This window comes from Roseateles sp., assembly GCF_036404855.1.
Lineage (GTDB): Bacteria > Pseudomonadota > Gammaproteobacteria > Burkholderiales > Burkholderiaceae_C > Pelomonas.
Genome location: NZ_DASWYS010000166.1, coordinates 1 through 8,453 on the forward strand (window position 1 = coordinate 1; position 8,453 = coordinate 8,453).

An 8,453-nucleotide genomic window follows, 5' to 3' on the forward strand; every position below is an offset into this window, starting at 1 on the left:
GGATGGGCGTGTTCATACGGCGGCACGGCGCAGCTCGGCGCCCCCCAGTTTGACCGTCAGCCGGCTGCCCAGCCCGGGCGACGTGAGCAGCCCCAGCCGGGCGCCCAGGGCCGCCGCGCGCTCGCGCATGCTGCGCAGGCCCAGCCCCTGGTCGGCCACGGCCTGCGCCGCATCGGCGTCGAAGCCCTGGCCGTCATCGTGGATCTCCAGCGCCAGCCCGCCATCGCGCTCGAAGCGCAGCAGCACGCCCACCCGCGTCGCATGGGCATGGCGGGCCGCGTTGCTGAGCGCCTCCTGGGCGATGCGGAAAAGCGCCGTGTTCACGGCCTCGGGCAGGTCGACCTCGTCGCCCTCCACGCTGGCCTGGAAATGCGTGCCACCGGCCGCGTCGAACTCCGCCGCAAGGTGCTGCAGCGCCGCCGGCAGCCCCAGCGTGTCCAGCAGCGCGGGTCGCAGCGCGTGCGACAGGTGCCGCACCTCCGAGAGCGTGCTGTTCAGCCGCTTCAACGCCAGCTCCTGCAGCCGCCCGGCCGAGGCCGGTTCCGACTGGGCCGACTCGATCAGCAGCTTGGTCGCCACCAGCGCCTGGCTGACGCCGTCGTGCAGCTCGCGGGCCAGCCGAGCGCGCTCATCCTCCTGGCTCTGCACGACCTCGCGCGCCAGCGCGCGCAGCTTGGCCTCCGCGCTGCGGTGCTCGCTGAGGTTGAGCACCAGCGCGCCGGCGCTGATGAGGGCCACGCCGAAGATGGCCACCGCCCCCACCCACAACATGGTGGCCGTGATGTTCTGGCGGGCGCCGCGCTCCAACTCGGCCATCGTCGCCTCGATGCCGTCCAGATAGAGACCCGTTCCCAGCATCCAGTCCCACTCCGGCACGGCCACGACATAGCCCAACTTGGGCGCCAGCAGGCTGCTGGACGGCTTGCGCCACAGGTAGTCCACGTAGCCGCCGCCGGCCTTGGCCTGGGCGATGAGCTGCTGGATGGTCGGCCGACCCTGCGGGTCGCGCAGCTCCCACAGGTCCTGGCCGACCAGCTCGGGCTGGCGCGAGTGCATCAGCACGCGGCCGCTGAGCGAGTAGACGAAGAAATAGCCGTCGCGCCCGTAGTCCAGCGATCGCAGGATGGCCAGCGCCTGCTCCCGCCCGCCCGGCTGGCCCAGCAGCGGCTTGATGGTGCTGACGGCCAGGTCCACGTAGTGCTTCAGCTCGGTGCGCCGCGCGTCCATGTAGCTGGCGCGCACCAGCGCATGCTCGCGCGCGGCCAGCGCGCTCTCCTGCTGGCGCACGGCCAGCGCGATCAGCGCGAGCGAAGCCAGCAGCGGCAGCAGGGCCAGCAGCACGAGCTTGGCGCGCAGCGACAGGTCGCGCAGGGCCATGCGGCGGGCGAGGTCACGAAGCGCCATGCCGGTGTCGCTCAGCGGGGCGGTTCAGCGCTCGGTCTTGAGCCGGGTCACGCGCGCGTCGCGAAGGCGCACGCGCTCGCGGATCAGCCGGACCCAGGGTTGCAGCGGTCCATCCTGGAGCGCTGCGCTCGCGAGCAGTCGATCGGCCTCGTCGAAGCGGGCGAGTTCACGCAAAGCTTCTATCTTGGTCAGCAACTGCTCGGGGTCGGACTCTTCGAGCGAGGCCAGCAGGGCCTCCAGATTGGCGCGCGTCGCCGAGCCCGGCGGGAAGTCGCTCTCCGATGTCGGATCCTGCACCTCGGTGGCCCGCCGATGGGCGTGGTTGGCCTCCCACCAGACGCGGTGGCGCAGGTGGCTGAGCCGGTCCGCCGTCTCGCCCAGGCCTTGAGCGATGGCCTGCAGGAACTCGTCCCCGGTCAGCGCCCGGACGACGGGGGCGTCGAGCCAGGCCTGCGGCGGGGCGGGATGGCGCTGCCCAGGCTGGAAACGGCCCACAACCTGGGCCGACGACACCCAGAAAAAGGGGCCGTCGGTCGTGCAGCGCGTGATGGCCGGGAACTGCGGCAGCATGGGGGCCACCATGTAGCCATCGGTCCAGAACGTCGCCCCGAAGGTATTGCCCGAATTGATGCTGGGCGCCTGCCGCAGCTCGGCGGAGCCGGGGCACTGGATGACCCGGGTGGGCCCGGGCGTCGTGGCCGACGCGTCCAGGCCGCCCAGCAGCCCTGCCCCCAGGCACAGGGCCGACAGCATCAAGCGGGCAGTCGTCTTCATCGCCCCAGTGTCGCAGCAGCTGGCGCTGCCTTGCGCTGGACGGGCTTCCAGCCTTCCAGCCGCTTCATCACGTCGGCGATCGCGGCATCCAGCTGGGTGTCCTCGCCCCGGTTGACGGCAGCCGGGTCGAGTTCGACGTCGATGTCCGGCGAAACGCCCTCGTTCTCGATGCGCCACTCGCCTTCCGGCGTGTAGAAGCGGAAGTAAGGCACGGTGAGAAAGCCGCCATCCACGAGCGGCGGATTGGCCGAGATGCCGATCAGGCCGCCCCAGGTGCGCTTGCCGATCAGCGGCCCCAGGCCCACGCGCTTGAAGGCGTAGGGCATGAAGTCGCCGCCCGAGCCGGCGTCCTGGTCGATCAGCATGGCCTTGGGGCCGTAGATCGCACCGCCCGGCGTGTCGAAGACGAGGCCGTCGCGGTCCTTCCAGCTGCCCAGGTAGGGGCGCGACAACAGCTCCGTCACGTAGTTGGCAGCCTGGCCACCGCCGTTGCGGCGGTCGTCCACGATCAGCGCCTGCTTGTCGATCTGCGCGAAGAACATGCGGTTGAAGTGCTCGTAGCCCTGGCCCGCGGTGTCGGGCATGTAGACGTAGGCCACCTTGCCGCCGCTCTTTTGCTCGACCTTCCTGCGGTTGCCGTCGATCCACGCCCAGCGGCGCAGCAGCGATTCGTTCGCGATGGGCTCGACCGTGACGTCGCGGCGCCCCTTGCCGGCGGCGTCGTGCGCGACGGCGAGGACGACCTGCTTGCCGACGGTGTTTTCCAGCAGGGCGTAGAGGTTGGTCTTGCCATCCAGCTCGTGACCGTTGACGGCAAGGAGGAAGTCGCCCTCCTTCACGCCCAGGCCCGGCACGCTCAGCGGCGAGCGCAGACTGGGGCTGAGGCGGTCGCCGGCGTAGAGCTTGGCGATGCGATAGCGGCCCTGCTCGACGGCAAAGTCCGCCCCCAGCAGGCCCACGGCCACCGGCGCTTCCTGGTGCACGTCGCCGCCGCCGGTGCGGTTGTGGCCCACCTGCAGCTCGCCGATCATCTGCACCAGCAGGTCGTTGAGGTCCTCGCGGCGTTGCACATGGGCGAGCTGGGGCAGGTAGCGGTCGTAGACCTCCTGCCAGTTCAGCCCATGCATGCCGGCGTCGTAGAAGAACTCCTTCTCCATCCACCAGGCCTCGTCGAAGATCTGCTTCCACTCGGCCTTGGGGTCGACGCGGGTGCGCAGTCCGGACAGGTCCAGCGGCTTGCTGTCCCCCTTGTCGTTCGCGTCGCCCACCTCGAGCTTGCCGCCCGCCACGGTCAGCAACAGCTTCTTGTGGTCCTCGCTGAGCGAGAACTCTGCGATGCCGCTGCGCAGCAGCTTGGGCTTGCGCTCCTCGAAGTCGAAGCGCCACAGCTCGGCGGTCGCGTGGCGCTCGGCCTGCGGCAGCTCGTTGCTGACACCGGGCTGCGGGTGCTGAAGGTAGTACAGGGCACCGTCGGACGCCACGGCCAGGCTGTCGTAGTTGCGCTCGGCCACCGGCAAGGCCACCAGGCGATCCGCCAGGCCGTCGAGGTCGATCCTGACGGGCTTGACCGGGTCGCCCTTGGGCTTGTCGTTCTTCTTGGCGTCGGCCTTCCTGTCGTCCTTCCTGTCGGCCTTGTCGGCCTTGTCGTCCTTCTTCTCCTCCTTCTTGTCGTCCTTCTTCGCTTCCTCGTCGCCGGCCTTGGGGGCGAGCGGCGACTTGCCGTCCGCCGCCAGCACCAGCGCGTACAGGCCGACACGGCGCGGACGCTCCTGGGTGGACAGGTCCAGCTCGACCCGGCTGGGGCCGGAGTTGATGGACGCCGTGAAGTAGAGGTAGTCGCCCTTGGCCGAGAAGGCCGGATTGCCCGCATGGGCGAGGCCGTCGGTCACCGTGTGGTTGCGGCCACTGGCCAGATCGTGCAGCACGATGCGGCCGAAGTAGTTGTCGCCCGAGGTCGTGAAGGCCAGCCAGCGGCTGTCCGGTGAGAAGGACACTGCAAAGCCGTCGGAGCCGAAGCGGCGGACGTCGGTGGCGATCCGGGTGAGCTGCCCCCGGGACGCACCCGCGGCAAGGCTGACGCGATAGAGGTTCAGATGGTTGTCCTGCAGCACCAGTTGCTGCGCGTCCGGAGACCAGTCCATCAGCGTGAAATAACCCGCGTTGGGCAGCAGAAAGCGCTCCTTGGCGCCCAGGCCGGTCTGGCCCTGCAGCACCAGCTCGTGGCGCATGCCCGGCGCGTCGGAGATGTAGGCCACGCGCTGGCCGTCTGGGCTCCACAGCGCATCCTTCTCGCGCACGCCGGCCGTCTCGGTCAGGTTGCGCACGGTGCCCTCCTTGACCGGCACCGTGAACACCTCGCCCCGCGCGCTCACCACCACGCGCTTGCCGGTGCTCGACAGACGGGCCTGAGTCAGCGTCTTGCCGGCGTCCTTCCACTGCGTCCGGGCCTGGGGCACCGTGCCGGTGAGGCGGATGTCGAGCACGCGCGGCTCGCCGCCGGCCAGCTCGATCTGCTTGATGCGCCCGCCCGACTCATAGACCAGCGTCGTGCCGACGGCGTCGACGCTGCGCACGTCCCACTGAGTCTCCTTCGTGAGCTGGCGCAGCGACTTCGTCGCCGGATTGAAGGCGAACAGGTTGGCGGCCCCGTCCGCACGATCGGAGATGAAGACCACCTCCCCACCCGCCCACACCGGCGCGGAGTCGGTCGCGTTGACGTGCGGGATCTCCTGCCACTTCTGGCTGGCCAGGTCCATGATCCACACCGGTGGCGTCGTGCCGCCGCGGCTCTGGCGCCAGCCGCTCACGCCCACATGGGCCGCGTTGTACGGGCGGTAGGCCAGTTGCTTGCCGTCGGCTGACCAGGCGCCCTCCCAGGCCACGGCCTTCATGACCTGCTTCTCGTAGCCGCCGTCGACGCTGACTTCGTAGAGCTGGTTGCTGCGGTTGTTCAGCACTTCGCGCGGCGACGCGAACAGCACGCGCTTGCCGTCCGGGCTCCAGCCACTGACGACGTCCGAACCCGGGTGCCAGGTCAGGCGCTTCGCGGCGCCGCCGTCCAGGCCGATGACGTAGACGTCGGTGTTGCCGTCATAGCTGGCAGAGAACGCGATCTGCCGGCCGTCGGGCGAGAAGCGCGGTGCGAACTCCGATGCCGCGTGGCTCGTGAGCCGCCGGGCATTGCCACCGTTGCGGTCCGCCAGCCAGAGGTCGCCCGCATAGACGAAGGCGAGATGGTCCTTGGACACGGCGGGCTGACGCAGCATCAGCGTCGGATCGGCGGCCTGGGCCAGGCCGGAGGTCATCCAGGCACAGGCCAGGGCCAGGGCAGTACGGGACAGGGTCATCGGGATCTCCGACAGTCACGAAAAGCCCGTGACTCTAGACCCATGCCGGGCCTGGCCCGAAAGTCAGTCAGCCCGGCTTGCGCTTGATCTTGCCGCGCAGGGCGCCGGCAATGACGATCAGGCCGGGGATGAGGATCATGGCCCAGATGATCTTGTCCAGGTGCTGCTTGACCCAGGGCACGTTGCCGAACACGTAGCCGATGAAGGTGATGCCGCACACCCACAGCGTGCCGCCGGTCACGTCGTAGAAGGTGAACTTGCGCCGCGTCATCTGCGCCACGCCGGCCACGAAGGGCGCGAAGGTGCGCAGGAACGGCATGAAGCGCGCCGCCACGATGGTGAAGCCGCCGTACTTCTCGTAGAAGGCATGCGCCTTGTCGAAGGCCGCCTTGTTGAAGAAGCGCGACTGCTCCCACTGGAACACCCTGGGCCCGAAATAGCGGCCGATGGCGTAGTTGCTCTGGTTGCCCAGGATGGCCGCCGCCGTCAGCAGGGCCATGGAGAGCCCCAGGTCCATCAGCCCGACGCCGCACATGGCGCCGACGACGAAAAGCAGCGAGTCGCCCGGCAGAAACGGCATCACCACGACGCCGGTCTCCACGAAGATGATCAGGAACAGCAGGGCGTACACCCAGGTGCCGTAGGCCTGGACGAAGTCGGCCAGGTGCCTGTCCACGTGCAGGATGAAGTCGACGAGAAAGTGCAGCAGGTCCATGGCGCGGCATTATCCAGACGCGTCGATGACAGCCCGGGGGGCGTCGATAATCGCCCGGATGGATTCGCCGCTCCCCGAAGTCTTTGCGCCCCGCACCATCCGCGAACTGCCCGACGAGCTGATCAGCCAGATCGCCGCCGGCGAGGTCGTCGAGCGCCCGGCCTCGGTCGTGCGCGAGCTGGTGGACAACGCGCTGGACGCCGGCGCGAAGAACGTGCTCGTCAAGCTGATGGCCGGCGGCGTGCGCGGCATCGTCGTCGAGGACGATGGCTGCGGCATCCCCGTGACCCAGCTGCCGCTGGCGCTCAAGCGCCACGCCACCAGCAAGATCTCCTCGCTCCACGAGCTGGAGTCGGTCGCGACCATGGGCTTTCGCGGCGAGGCGCTGGCTGCCATCTCGTCGGTGTCGGAGATGGCCATCGCCAGCCGCACCGCCGATGCCGCCCATGCCCACCGCATCGACGCCCGCAGCGGCGAGCTCTCCGCCGCCGCCCGCTCCCGCGGCACCAGCGTCGAGGTGCGCGAGCTGTTCTTCTCGACGCCCGCCCGCCGCAAGTTCCTGAAGACCGACGCCACCGAACTGGCCCACTGCGTGGAGGCGGTGCGCCGCCACGCGCTGGCGCGGCCGGACGTGGGATTTGCCATCTGGCACGAGGGCAAGCTGGTGGACCAGTGGCGCCCCGCATCCAGCGAGCAACGCATCGCCGACGTGCTGGGCGCCGACTTCAACGAGGACAGCCGCGCCTTCGAGCACAGTGCCGGCCCGCTGGCGCTGAGCGGCCGTGCCGGCCTGCCCGAGGCGGCGCGCTCGCGGGCCGACCAGCAGTACGTCTGGGTCAACGGCCGCTACGTGCGCGACAAGCTCATCAGCCATGCCATCCGCTCGGCCTACGAGGACGTGCTGCACGGCCAGCGCCAGCCCAGCTACGTGCTGTTCATCGAGATCGCGCCCGAGCTGGTCGACGTGAACGTGCACCCGACCAAGATCGAGGTGCGCTTCCGCGATGGGCGCGCCATCCACCAGAGCGTGCGCCGCGCCTTCATCGACGCGCTGGCCCAGTCCCGCAGCGCCGAGGCCGCCGGCGTCGAATCGGTCATGGCGCCGCTGGCATTCGAGCCCACGACGGCCGCCACCCTCTACGTCGCCGAACCCCGCCAGGCCCCGGTGACCTACGTGCCGCCGGTGCCGGCCACGGCCGAGCAGGTGCGCCTGTCGCTGGTGCAGCACGAGGCCCTGTGGCGGCCGGCCGAGCCCGCCGAGCCCGACGAGTCCGCGGCCCCCGCTCACGCCGGGGCCGCCCTGGCCGCGCCCACCGTCACGCTCCGGCCCGCGCTGCCCGACGAGGACTGGCCGCTGGGCCGCGCGATTGCGCAGATCCAGGGCGTCTACATCCTGGCCGAGAACCGGCAGGGTCTGGTCATCGTCGACATGCACGCCGCCCACGAGCGCGTCGTCTACGAACGCCTCAAGGCCAGGCTGGGCGCGACGCAGATCGAGAGCCAGCCGCTGCTGATCCCGGTCAGCTTCGCGGCCACGGCCGAGGAGGTCGCCGCGGCCGAACAGCATGCGACGACGCTGGCCCAGCTCGGACTGGACGTGGCCCCCCTGTCCGCGCGCACGCTGGCCGTACGCTCCCGCCCCGCCCTGCTCGCGGCCTCCGACCTCGTCGCGCTGACGCGCGAGCTGCTGGCCGAGATGGCCCAGTTCGACGCCAGCTCGGTGCTGGAGCGCGCTCAGCACGAAATCCTCGCCACCATGGCCTGCCATGGCGCCGTGCGCGCGAATCGCCAGCTCACGCTGGACGAGATGAACGCGTTGCTGCGCGACATGGAAGCCACCGAACGCGCCGACCAATGCAACCACGGCCGCCCGACCTGGCGCCAGCTCGACATGAAAGAGCTGGACGCCCTGTTCCTGCGCGGCCGCTGAAAGAAGAACAAGATGGCCACCATCACCCTGAAGGGCAAGCCCAAGCCCGCCGCCAAGACCCGCACTGCCGAGGGCGAGATGCGCGCCCCTCTGCGGGGCAAGGGCGTCTCCAAGCCGCGCACCTCGCTGGCCAAGGCCCAGGCCGACCGGGCCGAGCGCGAGGCGCAGTTTCAGAAGGCCCAACAAAAGCGCGAACGCCCCGCGCCCGCGCGCGAGGAGCGGCCGGCCCGCCCCAAGACCGGCACTGCCTTCAAGAGCGAGCGGCCGCAGGCGCCGCACGGCG

At 70.2% G+C, this 8,453-nt stretch carries 6 protein-coding genes; 2 read left to right on the forward strand and 4 right to left on the reverse strand.

What is annotated here, in order from left to right; all coding sequences use genetic code 11:
- Positions 1–12: 12 nt before the first annotated feature.
- The 4 genes from VGF12_RS10855 to VGF12_RS10870 all read right to left on the reverse strand — a co-directional run bounded on the left by VGF12_RS10855 (position 13) and on the right by VGF12_RS10870 (position 6,240).
- Positions 13–1,404, reverse strand: coding sequence for a cache domain-containing protein (locus VGF12_RS10855; protein WP_331176053.1), 1,392 nt, complete (start codon positions 1,402–1,404; stop codon positions 13–15).
- 24 nt (positions 1,405–1,428) lie between these two features.
- A complete protein-coding gene (locus tag VGF12_RS10860; RefSeq protein WP_331176054.1) occupies positions 1,429–2,178 on the reverse strand; it encodes a hypothetical protein in 750 nt (249 codons plus the stop codon).
- Entirely contained in the window at positions 2,175–5,525 is a 3,351-nt protein-coding gene (locus tag VGF12_RS10865) for a S41 family peptidase (protein ID WP_331176055.1), read from the reverse strand. Before VGF12_RS10865 ends, VGF12_RS10860 begins: the two co-directional genes overlap by 4 nt.
- Positions 5,526–5,592: 67 nt before the next feature.
- Positions 5,593–6,240: a DedA family protein gene (locus tag VGF12_RS10870; RefSeq protein ID WP_331176056.1), complete on the reverse strand. Its 648-nt coding sequence runs from the start codon at positions 6,238–6,240 to the stop codon at positions 5,593–5,595.
- A gap of 58 nt (positions 6,241–6,298) precedes the next feature.
- Between VGF12_RS10870 and mutL the strand changes: the two genes are divergently transcribed.
- Positions 6,299–8,170 (forward strand): DNA mismatch repair endonuclease MutL, encoded by a 1,872-nt coding sequence (mutL, locus tag VGF12_RS10875; RefSeq protein WP_331176057.1) that lies wholly within the window; start codon positions 6,299–6,301, stop codon positions 8,168–8,170.
- Positions 8,171–8,182: 12 nt separating this feature from the next.
- Positions 8,183–8,453: hypothetical protein (locus VGF12_RS10880; protein ID WP_414710061.1), on the forward strand; the 271-nt coding region annotated here is incomplete at its 3' end.